This window comes from Mesocricetibacter intestinalis, assembly GCF_004363295.1.
Lineage (GTDB): Bacteria > Pseudomonadota > Gammaproteobacteria > Enterobacterales > Pasteurellaceae > Mesocricetibacter > Mesocricetibacter intestinalis.
Genome location: NZ_SNYQ01000001.1, coordinates 583,512 through 600,174, shown reverse-complemented (window position 1 = coordinate 600,174; position 16,663 = coordinate 583,512). Strand labels below are relative to the sequence as shown.

Genomic DNA, 16,663 nt, shown 5'->3' with positions numbered 1-16,663 from the left:
TGGATATAGGCATGTCATACGAAATTGGTGGGTCGTGAAGGATTCGAACCTTCGACCAACGGATTAAAAGTCCGCTGCTCTACCGACTGAGCTAACGACCCTTAGGTATGACGCTGTTACAACGAAGCTGGTGGGTCGTGAAGGATTCGAACCTTCGACCAACGGATTAAAAGTCCGCTGCTCTACCGACTGAGCTAACGACCCGGCGTTATGCGTCGTAACGGGTGCTTATAATACGGATTTAAATTTAATAATCAACAAAAATTTTTATTTTTTTGGTCGTTTGCGCAAACAGTCGCCAATATTTTTACAATTACTTAACGCCCATTCCAAGCCGGCTAAACGGAATAATCCGTAACTCGGCGAAGAAAATCCATTGATAAAAAACCCGGATTCCTTAAGGAACCCGGGTCTATTTTATTAGCTACGAATTAATTCGAAATTAGTATGCTAACACAGCACGACGGTTTTTAGCGTAAGCAGCTTCGTCATGACCTAATACTGCTGGTTTTTCTTCACCATAAGATACGGTTGAAACGTTACCGGCATTTGCTCCTTTAGCAGTTAAATAATTTTTAACTGCATCAGCACGACGCTGACCTAATGCAATATTATATTCCGGTGTACCGCGTTCGTCAGCGTTACCTTCAACTAATACTTTAGCTGCCGGGGTTGCTGTTAAATAAGCCGCATGAGCGTCTAACAGCTGCTGATATTCACCTTCAACTACATATTTATCGAAACCGAAGTAAACTGTGTTATAACGCTGTTGTAAGTCTTCTACGGACATACCGCCGTATGTAGCTCCGTTTGCAGCACCGTTATCAGTTTTTGATGAACTACATGCCGCTAACGCCAATACAGGCGCAACTAACAATAATTTTGCTAATTTCATTGATTTCTCCTTAGTTTTTATTTAGATATGGTGACCAAGCAGGGAATTTAACTTGTCCATCGCTTCCTGGTAACCGAGCTTTAAAGCGTCCGTCTGCGGACACCAATTGTAACACCTTTCCTAACCCTTGGGTAGAACTATAGATAATCATTATTCCGTTCGGCGAAATGCTCGGACTCTCGTCCAAGAAAGTAGAACTCAGCACTTCGGAAGCACCTGAAGCCATATCTCTCTTAATCACATTATCGCCGGAAATCATGACCAATGTTTTACCGTCTGCGGTCATCTGGCCACTGTAACTGCGACCACCGGCACCTAATAATGTCGCACCGCCACCGGAGGCGCTCATTGAATAGACTTGAGGTGAACCGCTTCTATCGGATGTAAACAAAATATGACCGTCTGGCGTCCAGCTCGGCTCGGTATTATTACCGGCTCCGCGGGTCAGCTGAGATACCTGTCCACTACCCAAATTCAATACGTAAATATTTAACACGCCGTCCTGGTTAGAGGCGAATGCCAGGCGCGAGCCGTCCGGTGAGAAGGCCGGCGCACCGTTATGTCCTTTAAAGGAAGCGGCAACTTTGCGCGCACCGGATCCTAAATCTTGCACCACAAGCTGGGATTTTTTATTCTCGAAGGAAACATAAGCAAGTTTTTTGCCGTCCGGCGACCAGGCCGGCGACATCATCGGCTGAGAGCTACGATTTACGATAAACTGGTTATAGCCGTCATAATCCGCCACTCTCACTTCATAAGGTTGAGAACCGCCGTTTTTCTGCACCACATAGGCTATACGGGTTCTGAATGCGCCACGGATACCGGTTAATTTTTCGAATACCTCGTCGCTCACGGTATGGGCCCCGTAACGCAACCATTTTTCCGTAACGGAAATCGCATTCTGAGATAATACCGCTCCCGGTGTTCCGGAAGCGCCTATAGTATCAACCAGCTGATAGGCTATATTATAGTTACCGCCGTTACCAGTTACCTGACCGACGACCACGGCATCAATCCCAAGAGCAGCCCAGGCATCAGGCGTAACCTCGGAAGCCGAACTCGGCTGCTGCGGCATTTTATCCTTAGCAATAGGATTAAATTTACCGCTGTTTCTTAAATCCGCGGCGATAATTTCAGCCAAATCCGCAGGTACGGAACCGCTAACCTTAAAGGGTACTACCGCTATCGGTCGCGCACTGTCCACCCCTTCGTCAATAACGATACGGACTTCATCATCGGCTTTTGCCATGCTTATGGCAAAAAACCATATTGCAAATACACTTAATATACGAGAAAGAAATTTCATCATTCCACCTATGGTTTTAGCTTATTGACCGAAAATTGGTTATTTCAGATCGAAATCAATAATCGGCGCTCTATATCTGCTGTAAATCGCATCCGAAGGTGCGGGCGGAACCTTTTTCGTTCTGGCAACCGCACTCAGCGCCGCACTGCAAATATCGTCAGGACCGGAAACGCGCTGATATCCGCTGATGGTTCCGTCGCGTTCCAGCTGTATTCTGACACTGCATACCTTACCGGCAAAAGCAGGATCCTTAATAAAACGCCGGGTAATTTCTTTTTTGATTACGCCCGCATAACGATCACCCACTTTACCGCCATCACCGGCCCCTAAAGCGGCACCGCTGCCCTGACTACCCTGACGGTTACTATTACCGCCGCGCGAGGCGCTACCGCCGCCGACCTCTCCGCCGTTAAGAAAATCATCTAAGGCGGCCTGTTTAGCCTGAGCCTCCGCTTTTGCTTTGGCTTCCGCTTTAGCCTTAGCTTCCGCCTCGGCTTTCGCTTTCGCCTCCGCTTTTGCTTTCGCCGCTTTTTCGGCTTTTTCTTTCGCTTCTTTTTCCGCCTTTTCTTTTGCAGCTTTTTCCGCTTTCTCTTTCGCTTCTTTTTCCGCCTTTTCTTTTGCGGCTTTTTCCGCTTTTTCTTTCGCTTCTTTTTCCGCTTTTGCCTTAGCTTCCTGCTCCGCCTGTTTAGCTGCTGCAGCAAGACGTTTAGCTTCCGCTTCGGCTTTTAATTTTGCCGCTTCCGCCGCCTGCTTAGCCTTGGCTTCTTCCTCTTGTTGCTGCTTCTGTAATGCTTCTTGGCGCGCTCTTTCCTGCTGCTTTTTCAGTTCTTCCTGCTTCTGCCGCTCAATCGCCTGCTGTCTTTCTATTTCCTGCAGACGCAGTTGTTCGCTATTATCCTCAGCCGGTTCCTGTTTTTCTTCCACCACGGGATCAGGTTGCTTTTTCTGCTTTTCCTGATCGGTACGGCCTTTGTTTTTTTGCTGAATGCGTCCCCATTCCTGTGCGGCATTACCGGTATCCACCATCACCGCACCCATAACTTCGCCTTCACCTTCACCGCCGCCCATAATTTCTACTTTATGATAGAGGGAACTCAGAATCAGCAAAGCAAACAAAAGGATATGCATGACAATCGAAAGCAAAAAAGCGTTGGTTTCTTTCTTTTGTCGATTCGTTTTCACAATTTTTCCTATTTCGAACTAAATCGGATCCGTCATTAAACCGACGGACTTAATGCCTGCCAAATGGAGCAGATTCAGCGCTTTAATAATTTCTTCATAAGGCACGTCTGTGGCACCGCCAATCAGAAACAGGGTATTAGGATCTTTTTCGAATTCTTGTTTCGTGATTTCGGTTACCATTTCTTCCGTTAAATTCTCGGAGCGATCTCCCGCAATGGAAACCGCATATTGTCCGATGCCGGCCACCTCAATAATAACGGGTACCTTATCTTCATTAGATACGTTTTGGCTTTCCACCGCATCAGGGAGATCCACCTGCACGCTCTGGCTGATAATCGGCGCGGTTGCCATGAAAATAAGCACTAAAACCAGCAAAACATCCAGAAAAGGAACGATGTTTATTTCGGATTTAATATTGTTTCTGCTGTTACGGCGATAAGCCATATAAACCTCGTAAAACTTTGCTAAAATCGACCGCACTTTTCAATCAAATGCGGATTTAAGATCAATCTACCCATTACTGATGATGCTTACCAAATACCTGACGGTGCAAAATAGTGGTAAATTCATCAATAAAGTTGCCGTAATTCTGTTCCAGTTTATTGAGGCGCAAGCTTAGACGGTTATATGCCATTACCGCCGGAATCGCTGCAAACAAACCAATGGCGGTCGCAATCAAGGCTTCCGCAATCCCCGGTGCAACCATCTGCAAAGTTGCTTGTTTTGCGCCGCTTAATCCCATAAAAGCGTGCATAATCCCCCATACGGTACCGAACAAACCGATATAAGGACTGATGGAAGCTACCGTAGCTAAAAAAGGCACCCGAGTTTCCAAATCTTCGATTTCACGGTTCATCGCCAAATTCATGGCCCGTGAACTCCCTTGAATAATGGCTTCCGGCGCATCTGGATTCGCCTGTTTTAAACGACTGAATTCTTTGAAACCTACGTAGAAAATCTGTTCGCTGCCGGATAAAGCATCACGGCGATTGGAAAGTCCCTCGTACAATTTATTCAGATCTTCCCCCGACCAAAAACGATCTTCAAAAGAAGAAGATTCCTTTAAGGCTCCGGTGAGAATACGGCTACGTTGAATAATAATTGCCCAAGAAATAATCGAGAAAGAGATTAAAATTAGAATTACAATTTGAACGACGATACTCGCCTTTAGAAACAAATCCAAAAAGTTCAGTTCGGTCATTGAGATAGCTCCGAGAAATGCCTATTATTTATTTGCGAAAGCCGCTCTGAGTTCCGATGGAATCGGCACGGCTTTCATTTTACCAAGATCAACACAGGCTACCTTAACAGTAGCCGTATTTAAAATCACTTCATCTCTTTTTAATGTCTGAGAAAATAAAATCGTTGCGCCTCTGATTTCGCTTACCCGGGTTTCCACCGCCAAGCTGTCGTCTAATTTTGCCGCCGAACGATAATCAATATTCATCGACTTGACCACAAAGGCAATATTGCGCGTATTCAGCAAGTCCTGTTGAGAAAACCCCAGCATGCGCAGAAACTCCGTTCTCGCCCGCTCGTAAAAATGCAAATAACGCGCATGATAAACGACGCCGCCGGCATCCGTATCCTCATAATAAACACGAACGGGAAACTGAAATAAGCTCATGCAAACATTATCCTCGAGGCTAAACAACCCTTTCCGTCAAAAGTATTGGCTAAGACTGCAATAACTTTTATAAACTTTCAAAAAAGTGAGTAAAAACTGGCGTATTGTAGAGCGACTAATAGGGATACGCAAGCCCTAAATGAACGAATTTTTTATCCCTAGAGCCTTGTCGGAGCAGATACTATCCTACGCCGTAACAGGGACAGGAAAACTGTCCGCCGCTCTTTGAGAAAGATGGAATTTCCCGCCTTTCAGCGGGAAATATTCAACAGATAGGTAACAATCACGGCAGCGGTAACGGCATAGCCCACCACAGGAGCAAACAGATAACGCCATAACAACGAGCGAATCCCGAATCCCATACCATGAATCCAGAGAATCACCGTCGCCCATAAATTAAGTATCACCCAGTAAACCGGCGTACTTCTCAATTTATCGGAAAAGCCGTCGATATTGAAAAAGAAAAAAACCGTCAGCATCAGCGCCAAAATTAACGAAAGGGCTCGCCACGAGCCCTTGTTAAATAATTGATAGAATAAATCTCGCATGATTTACTCATCAAGATCATTGTTTTTTTCAAGTCGCATAGTAACTACTATACTTGCCAAAATGGCTAACAAAACACCCACTACCCAAATGATATAAAACATAATTTTCTCCTTTAGTATAATGAGTTCTTGTTTTCTTCGATAAACTCATGATCCAGTCTACCGAACATAGTGGCATAGGCCCAAATGGTATAAATCAGCATAATAACTACAAATACCAATGCAAAGCCTAACATTAATGTCAGCGTCCATTCGCTTGAAGTCGCATCCCACATCAGCAAGCTCATTTCAGGATGGCTGATGGAAGGCATAACGAACGGGAACATAGCCACGCCGCAGGTGAAAATCACACCGATCATGGTTAATGCGGAGAAGAAGAACGCCCATCCGGAACGGTTCGCTTTAGTTACCGCAATATTCAGTAATGATCCGATAACAACCAATGCAGGGAAGATAAATAATACCGGCATTTCTTTATAGTTATTGAACCATGCACCGTTTTGCAGTTCTACGCTTTTACCCAATGGTGCGGACGGAGCGAAATGATCGATGGTGCTGGTTACCACAAATCCGTCTTTATACAGCAGCCAGATACCGGCCAGAATAAAGGTGATTAATGTTGCCAGAGATCCCACCTGAGTTACCGCACGGGCACGATCGTGCAAATCTGAGGTGGTTTTCATCTGTAACCATGCCGCACCGTGCGTAGTCAGCATAGATAAGCTGATTAAACCGCACAGAATGGCGAACGGATTCAGCAGTTCAAAGAAAGTGCCGGTATACTGTACCTGCATTAACTCGTTGAACTGGAAAGGCACGCCCTGTAACAGGTTACCGAAAGCCACACCAAATACCAGAGAAGGTACGAATCCGCCCAGGAATAAACCGATATCCCATGCTTTACGCCAGCCTTCGCTCTCGATTTTAGCGCGGTATTCCAGACCGACCGGACGGAAGAACAACGCCGCCAGAACCAGAATCATCGCAATATAAAAACCGGAGAAAGAGGTCGCATAAACCAATGGCCATGCGGCGAACATCGCACCGCCGGCAGTAAGCAACCAAACCTGGTTACCGTCCCAGTGCGGGGCAATGGAGTTGATCATGATACGTTTTTCCACTTCCTTTTTACCGGTAAAAGGTAATAAGGTCAGCACGCCCATATCAAAACCGTCAGTAATTGCAAATCCGATAAGCAATACTCCGATTAGCACCCACCAAATAAATCGTAAAATTTCGTAGTCTAACATAGTTTAGGCTCCTGCTTTAGATGATTGCTCGAAGTAATAGCGACCTGTTTTCAATGCGCTAGGACCTAAGCGTCCGTATTTGAACATCAAATAGGTTTCCGCTACAAGGAAGATCGTATAAAGCGCACAAATCAGAATAATGGAGAACCAGAGATCGCCGGCGCCTAATGAAGAGTTAGCCACACCTATCGGCAGAACTTCATAAATCGCCCAAGGTTGACGACCGTATTCCGCCAGGAACCAACCGGATTCAATAGCGATCCAAGGTAAAGGTAATCCCCACAGCAATGCTTTCAGCAATAATGGGTTTTTGCTTGTTGTCTTACGCAGATTCACAGCAAAGGCCGCAACCATCAGCAATAAGATCAAACCGCCCACTGCCGCCATCACACGGAAAGACCAGAAGGTCGGGGCCACATTAGGAATGGTATCCTGAGCCGCCGCTTTAACCTGGCTGTCGTTGGCGTCCACTACGTTATCGGTATAACGTTTTAATAATAAGCCGAAGCCGAGATCATGACGAACCGCATTAAACTGTGCTTTGGTTTCTTCGCTAACCTGACCCGCTTTTTTCTGTGCGTGCAGTTCCTGCAATAAACCGTAAGCAACCATACCGTTACGGATACGTTCTTCGTTACGTACTTCAAGATCGTTTAAACCTAAGTACTGCTTATCCATGGAACGGGTCGCAATCAGACCGCCGAGATAAGGAATACTGATGGCAAAGTCGTTTTTCTTCTCCGCCTGATTAGGAATCGCAATCATGTTCCAGGAAGCCGGTGCAGGCTGAGTATCCCATTCCCCTTCCATTGCCGCTAATTTCACATGCTGAGTTTCTGCTACTTCGTAGCCCGCTTCATCACCCATAATCAATACGGAAACGGCGGAAATTAAACCGAAGGTTGCAGCGATAGAGAAAGAACGTTTGGCAAAACCGATATCACGACCTTTCAGCAAGTAATAAGAACTGATGGCTAAAACGAACATTGCGGCGGAAACGTAACCGGCGGACAAGGTATGCAAGAATTTACTCTGTGCAACCGGGTTTAACCATAAATCCATAAAGCTGGTCATTTCCATACGCATGGTTTCAAAGTTAAATTCGGAAGCTACCGGATTCTGCATCCAGCCGTTGGCAACCAAAATCCACATTGCGGACAGGTTGGAACCGAAGGCAACGCAATAAGTGGTTAAAAGATGTTTCCCTTTTGACAAACGATCCCAACCGAAGAAGAATAAACCTACAAAGGTTGATTCCAGGAAGAATGCAAGCAATGCTTCAACGGCTAAAGGCGCGCCGAAAATATCACCTACATAATGAGAATAATACGACCAGTTGGTACCGAACTGGAATTCCATCGTAATACCGGTGGTAACACCCAGAGCAAAGTTAATACCGAATAACTTACCCCAGAACTTGGTCATATCCTTATACACTTCTTTGCCTGTCATCACATACATGGTTTCCATTATGACAAGAAGAAACGTCAACCCTAATGTGAGCGGAACAAACAAGAAGTGATATAACGCAGTTAGTGCAAACTGCAAGCGGGAGAGTTCAACAACGTCTAACATCTCGACTCCTTGTAAAAGTTACAAGATCAAATTACTGATTAATCGAAACTATTAAAATTCTGCGCTATCAAAAATAGGGAAAATGCTAATAACTTCGTTTCAATCACCCCATACATTTAAGCCGTACTAAGACCTAAAGTGCCTATGAATTATCCCTCAGCGGAACTCCTGCGATATAAGATAATCCCATATCGGTACAGTATTCTACTACTAATTGTAAGGATAAAAAATAAGAAAAACATAATGCAGATCACATTTTTCGAATTTAAATCAATATGTAATATCGTAAAATAATTACAAAATTTGATCTGTCGCAGATTATAAATTTTATTAACCGATTTGCAACTTATAATCTCCCAGATCACAAAAAAAGCAGAAGATACTGGACAGGGAGCGAATATTCTGTTAATTTCCAAACGTCTTTTCGTTACCGGGCTTACGGTGATGCCTTATTTAATGCCATAAAGTGTAGAGATTCCAAATGTTAAAAAAAAGTAGACTAATTTTGACCGCACTTTTCACCGGCAGCCTGATGCTCAGTTTTAACACATCAGCCACCCCTGTGAAAATTAGTATTCCGAAGCAATGTCAGAAACTTTTCCAAGCCACGGAACAACTGGTGGCAGAAGCTGAAAGACAGCCGGGCACCCATACTCAGGTCAGTAAAATTAAAAATAAGTTAAATCAAAGTAAAAAACAGATTCTGGAAATGGAACTGGCGACGCAAATAAAAAGTTGCGACCGCGGTTTGGCTAAATTAAATCGTCTAAGACAGCCGGAACAGCAAACCAACTAAAAATTTAACCGAAACAGTGAACTGAAAATCAGCGGCTGCAAAAATAGAAACTAAACGGAATAAAACGGAACAAAATAAAACAGAATAGAAATAGAACATAAATATAAAAAACAGAAAAAGACCTGCCATCGGCAGGTCTTTTTATTACTTTAAATTTCCGATTTTAAGCTGCATTTTACCCCTTTGTATTTTAACGGCAGCAGCGCAAAGCCCCAGCTATACTCGGTAAAATAAAAAACACGGAATAAAAACCTATAACCTAAGCTGCGCTAACCCGCTCCACTCGAATCAGTAAAATACGCGAAGACAGTGTTTTCAGTACGCTAAAGCGATACCCCTCGATTTCGAGCTGATCATGCACCTGCGGAATATCCTCGATTTTACTGATCAGATAACCGCCGATAGTATATTGCTCCGCATCTTGAAACATATCCGGCTCATCTAGTTCCAACTTCAAATGATCCAAGGTCGCCGTTCCCTCGACAATCCAGAAATCGTCGCATTTAACGATTTCCAAGCTCTCGTCTTCATCCGGAAATTCGCCGGCGATGGCCTCAAGCAAATCCAACGGAGTTACCAGCCCGGCAACCTGACCGTATTCATCGATTACCATTGCCAGATTGCCTTTTGCATCTTTCAACATACTGAGCAATTTTAAGTTATCAATGGTTTCCGGAACAAAAATAGGCTGATGCTTAACCAACAAAGGTTTAAGGGCGGCAGGAATATCTTCCGGATCGCGATCCAATACGGCTAAAATATCCTTTGCCCGAACCACACCCAGCACTTTATCAATTCCGCCTCGGCATACTGGGAACAAATTATGCGGAGTATCCAATAAATGGCGGCGAATATCTTCCTTCGAATCATTAATGTCCACCCAGGTAATCTCATTACGCGGGGTCATAATGGTTTGTACATCACGCTCGCCCAAGGCCAGTACACCGCTAATCATATAGCGTTCCTCTTGGGCAAAAGGCTCCGGAGAAAGCTGTTGCGCATCTTCCGTTTCCTGTTTGCTATGTTCTTTGCCGCCCATCAATTTTAAAATCGCATCGGCGGTACGATCCCGCAAGGGAATCTGATTTTCATATTTTGTCCGGTTAAGATTAGCAAACTGATTAAAGCCTTCGATTAAAATGGAGAAACCTATAGCGGCATATAAATAACCTTTAGGAATATGCAGTCCCAAGCCCTCGGCAATCAGACTAAAGCCGATCATTAATAAAAAGCTTAGGCACAGAATCACCACGGTAGGATGTTTCGCCACAAATTCCGCCAGGGCTTTTGCCGCAAACAGCATCATCACCATCGCCACAATCACCGCCGCCATCATAATTTCAAGATGTTTAACCATGCCCACTGCGGTAATTACTGCATCGAAAGAGAATACGGCGTCCAGAATAACAATCTGCACCACCACTGCGGTAAAACTGGCATGCAAATTGCTTGCCTGAGCGGATTCCGGTTTCCCTTCCAGCTTTTCATGCAACTCCATGGTGGCTTTAAATAACAGAAAAACCCCGCCTGTAATTAAAATAATATCGCGCAGGGAAAGAGAAAAACCATGATAACTAATAACAGGCTCGGTCAGGGTTATCAACCAAGACATAATGGATAGCAACAACAAACGGAGTAACAGGGCAAAGCCCAGGCCTAATCTGCGTGCATTATTGCGTTGCTGCGGCGGTAATTTATTGGCCAGAATCGCAATAAAAACAATATTATCTATGCCTAAAATAATTTCCAGTACAATCAGCGTTGCCAATCCCAGCCAAGCCGAAGAATCTGTTAAAAGTTCTAACATAACTGCCTTAAACGAATAAAATTATGGCGCCCTCCCCCCAGGATACGAAAATATAAACCTCCGGCGCCAATAAACAAAAAACCGCTTTAGCTTTAAAAGCGGCTTAAATACAGAGGTTGAATCAGGGATACGAAATTTGCGGCCAGTTTCTTGCCGCCCGCGCCAAGGGAAGCCTCTACCCGACCGCAAATTATATGATATTCGCTTAATTTTTAGCAATCAAAAGGCATAAAAATTTACATTTCTTTATTCAAATATAATCATCATAATAAAAAAATATCGGTACGAGAAACTTCTCGTACCGAATTTAGCTGAAAATGAGCGTATAAATAAATCTAGAATTTAATATTCAGGCTCACAAAATAATTACGCCCCGGTGCCGCATAGCGAGCAACACTTAATAATTTCTCCTGATGCGGTGAAGTTCTCGCACTACGACGCACGGATTCCCAGGTGCTGTATTGCTTATTCAACAGATTATTGATCCCCAGATTTAGAGTAATATGCTTTCTAATCTGATAATAACCCAACAAATCAAACGTCGTCCAAGGAGAAGTTTTTAAATCGGTATATAGATCATAGGTGCCCGTATTTTTACCGACCTCATTACTATTGAGTAACTCGCGTATATCCTTTGCTCTGGAATGAGTCATTAGCAATGAAGTACCCCATTTTTCCGAAGGCGCGTCATAATTCAGTCCGACCACGAAACGCGCCGGCTGTATTGCATCAAAGGGATATAATATCTCGTAGCCCATAAAATTATTATTTGTCTTTTCGGCTTTCTTCGGTTTAGTACGTTCATAAGCCAGACTGGTACTAAAGCCGGAAGGTACCGAAGGGATAATTTCGTGCAAATCAAACCAGCTGCGAAGCCCGTACCCTTCAATCGAAGCATTGGAAGCATTATTGTATCCTTTAGGATTAGGATCTCTAAGATTATATGCAATAGTAATCAGTCCTTTATATTTACTGATAAACTTATTCGCTTCCACATACCCCCAGCGTCCGCTCAAGGTAAAACCGATTTCATGGTTTACTGAGGTTTCCGGTTTCAGCTGAAGACTTGAAAAATTACCGCCCGGGGTCCAACCGACAATTTCCTGGAAACTCGGATTTCTAAATCCGGTGGAATAACTATAGCCTACGCGAACCCCCTCTATAGGTTTTACAGCCGTACTCAATAAATAAGAGCTATTTTTATATACTCTGTGTGCTAAAAAATCCGTATTGCCGGCAACAGAATCACGATCCCGACGGAAACCTAAGCCTAACTCGGCATATTCGCCGAAGGCAATCTGGTTATGTATCCCCAAATAGCGGTTTTGCCCCTTAATTTTAAAGCCGCAAGCCAAGTATTCTTGCGAATTGCCCTTACGCGGCTGATTACAGTGCGCGTTGTTGTGTGAATGAGGCTTGCTATGAGGCGGAGGAGGAACCACGTAGATCTCATTCCGGCCGTCTTTACCTTTTCTATATTTAGCTTCCAGTCCGCTGAAAGCAATAGAGGCGGCATAACTATCCTGCGAGGCGCCATAATGAGAACCGCCGCCAATCAAGTTAAGATGGTACTGGATATTGCCTAAGTCAAAGTCCTTATCGAACTTAAAACCGAGATGCTTGTGGGTTTCCTTATAATCCACAATAGTAAGAGTTTCGTACGATCCCGGTTTCGACTTGCTTGCCCGGCAATTTTTATCCACCTTCGGATACAGGCTACAGGCCAGCTCTCGGCTATCGGAATGAATGCTGATTTTCTGAAGGTCAAAATTAAGTTCGAATCGATCCATCCATTTATTTTTAGCATCGAACACATAGTTGAGGCTTTGCCGCTTTTTATGATGTATTTCCGTATTAAAACGGGCTCTAGTATAAAGCCCCGGTGCATAGGCGCCTTCCATAATATTTTTCAAGTAGTATCCGGCACTACGAATAACACCATCTTCTCTACGATTTTTCAGATAGTGCTTATGGTAGTCTGCGATCTTTCTTTCATAATTTTTCCAAGCGGCATATTCTTTATTATTTTTTTCTAACTGATGCAATTGTCTGCGATATTCATAAAGTTTCTTTAAATATTCTTGAAAATCCTGGTAATAACGTTTCTCATCACATTTCTCTCCCATGCAATAATCATTATAGTTAGGGCCAGAGGGCTTAGGAGGCTCTTTCGGTTTTGCAAAATTCGGCTTTTGCGGCGCTGCAGCATAATAAGCCTCCAGCGACATATCGCGGGTAACGAACATCTGCTTGGTATCCTCCACTATAGCGCCGATAGACTGGTTCGGAGTTAATTGAAATTCAAGACGCGACAAATAAGAATGGCTGGTTTGCCGCTTCGGATCCGGGGCCTCTCGATTTTCTCCGGTATAATCCTTTGCCGACAGAGTTTGTGTCGGATATACCATTTGTTTCAGCTGTTCCATTTCTTCCGGGGTAAACTGTCTGTTCGGATTATCCTCTCTGTAGTATTTGAGCGCACTTTCCAGAGTATGAAATCTACTCAATTTAGCAGTATAAAAACCTTCCTTACAGGTTTCACATTTATAAAACAAGCTATTTTCGCTATTTAATTCGTTTGGCGTATTAGTAAGCAGTTTATATTTATCAACAAAAGCACCTATTGTTTGCACCTGATATTTTTTCTTCAGAATATTGCTATGAACCTTGGTTTCCTTGCCGTTGCGATAGGTATATTGGAACAATCCGCGCACTTTTCCCGTATCAAAGGCGGTACCGACCGACTGCATAACCTGGCTGTCTTTGCTGCTATAGGCGGTTTTACTGGTCAAGGCGAATTTCTCCCCTTCCGACAACACATCGTGAACGTGCTTCGTTCTGAAATTAACGCTACCGCCCAGCGCTCCATTACCGCCACGAACGGAGCTGCCGCCTTTATTCAACTCCACTTCGGCAATATTTTCCAACTCAATTTCATTTCTGGCTCCGCTTCCGATTTTAGGACGCAGAACATAACTTGTGGTTGCATGATAGGATTGTAACTGGGGAAGACCGTCCACATTAACAGCGACCCGGTTTTTATCCACCCCTCGGATCGAAAAACCGGAGGTTCCGCCGCGGTTTTGCTCCACCGCAAAAATACCCGCATCGAAACGGGCTAAATCCCGAATATTATTTACCTGCTGCTTATTCAACAAGTTGGTATCCTTATTGATACTACTATTGGTTGAAACCGTCTCCGCACCAGCGCGTACGGTAATTTCCTCCAGTTTTCCGGGTGCCTCCGCACTTTTCTTCACCTCGGAATTTTGTGCCTCAAGATTTTTCTCCTCAATATTATCTTGCCCTTCAATAGCGGCCGTCGTAAGAGGGGTTAAAACAGCAGGAATAAACAAAAGCGTGGCTGGCATTAATTTACGGCGCTTGCGACTGGATATACTTTTATGAAGTAATAACATGAGATTACCGTCCTTCCTTGTTGGCACTTATTAATAAAATGAGTCCTGCCCATCATAATAAAATTGATAATCATTATCAACTTAAAGCGGTAAAAAATAATACAATTTAACTGCATGATTAAAAAGGATTTTCTACGAGTGCTTAACTATCGATTTTGATTGTTTTTAACTGGTAAATTCGCAACAAGCTAAAAACACTACTTGATAATGAAAGTAAATAAGTGAAAATAATACTGTGTGCGATGGAAGAATTTACTCAGGGATTGAGGGAAAATTGGGGGGAAAATCCTTTATTCCGGATAACATTTCAGAGCATTTTATCCCCGTCAATTACCGGATTAATACATTAGTTAAATCAGGGCTTAATCAAATAAGGAATTTACCAAATTAATTTATAGCTTATTGAGTTAAGTTAAAAAAACAAAAAAGCCGCTCTTAAAGCGGCTTTAAAATTTGATGAAATTTATCAGTGGTGCCTAAGGCCGGACTCGAACCGGCACACCCGAAGGCGCCTGATTTTGAATCAGGTGCGTCTACCAATTCCGCCACTCAGGCAACATTGATAAACTTCATTCAGAAACGCTTCGGATTATACGTTGTCTTGCTATGATTGCAAGTAAAAAATCAAAAATCGCCGCTAACTGCGCTAAATTTCATCAGGAACGAAATCCGTTCAACTGCGACGCATATCCCCTTTAGCGCTTCTATTTATTCCCGATGAAAAAAACCTTTATCCTTACGTTTTATATTTGGACGAAAGCTATTTTACCGCTAGAATAACAGCCGTTATTTTTTACCCTAGGACAGAATATGTTAAAAAAATTACTGTTATTAACTGCAATAGGCGCACTGAGCGCCTGCTCCTTCGGCGGCGCAGAGGATAAGATTCCGGCTCAGTTTGCCGGTGCCGATTATCAGCTTTCCGATGAAAATGCACAAAAATGGGTTAGTGAAGGCAACCAGCGGGAGCAGTGTATCTATCCTAACCTAACCCGAATTCAGCAGGAACATTTTAGTAAAGAAGACGCTTTTATTTATTCGCAATATATTTTCTTCTATCCGCTGGAAGATATTATCGGCAGCGATAATTTAAAAATGATTAAAGAAGATCCTATTTCGATGGATTATGTAACCTTCCAGCGTAAGAAATTTAAAGATCGGATTAAAACCGATCCTATGGATACGGAAAAATGCGAAATTCTGCGTAAGCAGGCCCGTGCCGATCTTGCCGTGGTCAAGGGCGAATATCGCAATGCGATGGCGGAAGAACCAAAAACAGGCTCGGATAAATCCACCGATAAAAACGGAAATAGTCTGGAAAAAAGTAAGTTTTCCTTTGATATCCTGAAATGGGGTATAGGGCTGATGCTGCTCTGATAAAAGCGACAGAACATTCAAGTTGCTTTGCGCCCTCTCCGTTATAACTCGGCATTAGGATAGCAGACATACAAAAGCGTTGGTTTTAGCCAACGCTTTTTTATTCGCCCTTTTATTTGCTTAGAAGGTCAAATACCACATTTCCGAATAAAGACTTATCCTCCAGTTATACCTCAGCAACCGTAAAGCGACTGAACAGATGCCTCTTAGTTTCAACATCATCGATAATTGCACAGGCTAAATCCGGTAATGAGATATTCGCCGGCTGTTCGCCACTGAACATTACTTCGTCTTTACCTAGGCGATAGCGCCCGCTGCGGCTATGAATATCCCCGAGAAAAGCCGGCGGAGGTGAGATAAAGGCCCAATTTAGATCGCGACGAGCCTGTAGCTCCTTTAACCAGTTGCGTGCCGCATTTGCACCCGGGTAAATTTCTTTTGGAAACTCCGCCGTATCAATTAACTGTACGCCCGGCGCAATATATAAACTGCCGGCACCGCCAACCACCAAGAGATAAGGTACCGCCGCCTGCTTTGCCGCTTCCGTAATGGCAGCGGCTCCTTTGGCAAAATCCGCCCCTGCATTCGGATTCGTCCAGCCGCTGTTAAATGCGCTGACGACCGCATCGAAACCCTTTAACTGCCCGGCAAACTCCGGCGCATTTACATCAAAATCCACCGCTCTGATATTATCCGATTTTTGCACATTCTCGACATTGCGCGCAAAAGCGGTTACCTGATGCCCACGCGCGGCGGCCTCCGCTACAACACCGCGTCCTACCGTACCCGTTGCGCCTATTACTGCAATTCTCATGATATTGTCCTCTTTTAGTTAAAGAAAAATTCTTGTTTATTTCAATGGGCACAGTATATGGATTTTA

At 43.9% G+C, this 16,663-nt stretch carries 15 protein-coding genes and 3 tRNA genes; 2 read left to right on the top strand and 16 right to left on the bottom strand.

From position 1 onward, the window contains the following. Positions 1-25 precede the first annotated feature (25 nt). The 12 genes from EDC45_RS02715 to EDC45_RS02660 form a co-directional block, all read right to left on the bottom strand. Positions 26-101, bottom strand: a tRNA-Lys gene (locus EDC45_RS02715). Positions 102-128: 27 nt separating this feature from the next. After that, positions 129-204: transfer RNA gene (locus EDC45_RS02710), tRNA-Lys, on the bottom strand. Positions 205-442: 238 nt separating this feature from the next. Further along, positions 443-895, bottom strand: a complete 453-nt coding sequence (pal, locus tag EDC45_RS02705) for a peptidoglycan-associated lipoprotein Pal (protein ID WP_133543192.1) — start codon at positions 893-895, stop codon at positions 443-445. A 10-nt stretch (positions 896-905) separates the two neighbouring features. Then, a complete protein-coding gene (gene tolB, locus EDC45_RS02700) occupies positions 906-2,201 on the bottom strand; it encodes a Tol-Pal system beta propeller repeat protein TolB (protein ID WP_133543269.1) in 1,296 nt (431 codons plus the stop codon). Positions 2,202-2,240: 39 nt separating this feature from the next. Beyond that, positions 2,241-3,383, bottom strand: coding sequence for a cell envelope integrity protein TolA (tolA, locus tag EDC45_RS02695; protein ID WP_133543190.1), 1,143 nt, complete (start codon positions 3,381-3,383; stop codon positions 2,241-2,243). Between the two features lie 18 nt (positions 3,384-3,401). Further along, positions 3,402-3,827, bottom strand: a complete 426-nt coding sequence (tolR, locus tag EDC45_RS02690) for a colicin uptake protein TolR (protein WP_133543188.1) — start codon at positions 3,825-3,827, stop codon at positions 3,402-3,404. 73 nt (positions 3,828-3,900) lie between these two features. After that, positions 3,901-4,584: a protein TolQ gene (tolQ, locus tag EDC45_RS02685; RefSeq protein WP_133543187.1), complete on the bottom strand. Its 684-nt coding sequence runs from the start codon at positions 4,582-4,584 to the stop codon at positions 3,901-3,903. A 24-nt stretch (positions 4,585-4,608) separates the two neighbouring features. Next, positions 4,609-5,010, bottom strand: coding sequence for a tol-pal system-associated acyl-CoA thioesterase (ybgC, locus tag EDC45_RS02680; RefSeq protein ID WP_133543185.1), 402 nt, complete (start codon positions 5,008-5,010; stop codon positions 4,609-4,611). A 251-nt stretch (positions 5,011-5,261) separates the two neighbouring features. Further along, positions 5,262-5,558 carry a cyd operon protein YbgE gene (gene ybgE / locus EDC45_RS02675; protein WP_133543183.1) on the bottom strand — a complete coding sequence of 99 codons (297 nt, stop codon included), beginning with the start codon at positions 5,556-5,558 and terminating at the stop codon, positions 5,262-5,264. 3 nt (positions 5,559-5,561) lie between these two features. Then, on the bottom strand, positions 5,562-5,660 hold the full coding sequence (locus tag EDC45_RS02670) for a cytochrome bd oxidase small subunit, CydX/CbdX family (RefSeq protein ID WP_133543181.1): 99 nt from the start codon (positions 5,658-5,660) through the stop codon (positions 5,562-5,564). 11 nt (positions 5,661-5,671) lie between these two features. After that, positions 5,672-6,808 (bottom strand): cytochrome d ubiquinol oxidase subunit II, encoded by a 1,137-nt coding sequence (gene cydB, locus EDC45_RS02665; RefSeq protein WP_133543179.1) that lies wholly within the window; start codon positions 6,806-6,808, stop codon positions 5,672-5,674. Between the two features lie 3 nt (positions 6,809-6,811). Further along, on the bottom strand, positions 6,812-8,383 hold the full coding sequence (locus tag EDC45_RS02660) for a cytochrome ubiquinol oxidase subunit I (protein WP_133543177.1): 1,572 nt from the start codon (positions 8,381-8,383) through the stop codon (positions 6,812-6,814). Between the two features lie 532 nt (positions 8,384-8,915). Here EDC45_RS02660 and EDC45_RS02655 point away from each other — a divergent pair. Beyond that, positions 8,916-9,179: a DUF5339 domain-containing protein gene (locus EDC45_RS02655; RefSeq protein WP_424960657.1), complete on the top strand. Its 264-nt coding sequence runs from the start codon at positions 8,916-8,918 to the stop codon at positions 9,177-9,179. A 259-nt stretch (positions 9,180-9,438) separates the two neighbouring features. Here the strand turns inward: EDC45_RS02655 and EDC45_RS02650 are convergent, their stop codons facing one another. From EDC45_RS02650 to EDC45_RS02640, 3 genes are all read right to left on the bottom strand, one after another. Continuing rightward, the gene (locus EDC45_RS02650; protein ID WP_133543173.1) at positions 9,439-10,986 is read right to left on the bottom strand and encodes a TerC family protein; all 1,548 of its coding nucleotides are present in this window, start codon (positions 10,984-10,986) and stop codon (positions 9,439-9,441) included. A 335-nt stretch (positions 10,987-11,321) separates the two neighbouring features. Further along, positions 11,322-14,357 carry a TonB-dependent hemoglobin/transferrin/lactoferrin family receptor gene (locus tag EDC45_RS02645; protein WP_166635095.1) on the bottom strand — a complete coding sequence of 1,012 codons (3,036 nt, stop codon included), beginning with the start codon at positions 14,355-14,357 and terminating at the stop codon, positions 11,322-11,324. 518 nt (positions 14,358-14,875) lie between these two features. Further along, a tRNA-Leu gene (locus EDC45_RS02640) sits at positions 14,876-14,960 on the bottom strand. A gap of 255 nt (positions 14,961-15,215) precedes the next feature. Here EDC45_RS02640 and EDC45_RS02635 point away from each other — a divergent pair. Next, positions 15,216-15,782: a DUF5358 family protein gene (locus EDC45_RS02635; RefSeq protein ID WP_133543169.1), complete on the top strand. Its 567-nt coding sequence runs from the start codon at positions 15,216-15,218 to the stop codon at positions 15,780-15,782. A 166-nt stretch (positions 15,783-15,948) separates the two neighbouring features. Here EDC45_RS02635 and EDC45_RS02630 read toward each other — a convergent pair whose 3' ends face one another. Continuing rightward, positions 15,949-16,596, bottom strand: a complete 648-nt coding sequence (locus EDC45_RS02630) for an NAD(P)-dependent oxidoreductase (protein ID WP_133543167.1) — start codon at positions 16,594-16,596, stop codon at positions 15,949-15,951. Positions 16,597-16,663 lie beyond the last annotated feature (67 nt).